Raw genomic sequence first — 242 nt, 5'->3', positions numbered from 1 at the left:
ACGCCCGGCTCGGGGGGTGCCTCGCGGTCCAGGCGTTCCACCGCCTCGTCGGGGTCCAGTTCGTGCCAGCGCACGCGGGCGCGCGGGTGCGGGGCGCGGGCGGCGGCCACCCCGAGGGCGGCCCAGACGCCGTACACCAGCGCGGTGAGCGCACCGGTGTCGACGGGGGCGTGCCGCATGCCGGGAAGGACCGAACGGCGCCCCCGGCCGCGCCGGGCCTCGCCGATGGCCACCAGCAGCCC

Annotated in this window: 1 protein-coding gene; it reads right to left on the bottom strand. The window is 80.6% G+C overall.

The window, feature by feature from the left end:
• The coding region (locus tag GT030_RS18095; RefSeq protein WP_161201971.1) for a hypothetical protein at window positions 1–242 on the bottom strand (242 nt) is incomplete at both ends.

The organism is Streptomyces sp. SID1328, assembly GCF_009865595.1.
Lineage (GTDB): Bacteria > Actinomycetota > Actinomycetes > Streptomycetales > Streptomycetaceae > Streptomyces > Streptomyces griseoluteus.
Note: the sequence above shows the minus strand (reverse complement) of the source record. Positions and strands in the feature narration are given on the sequence as shown.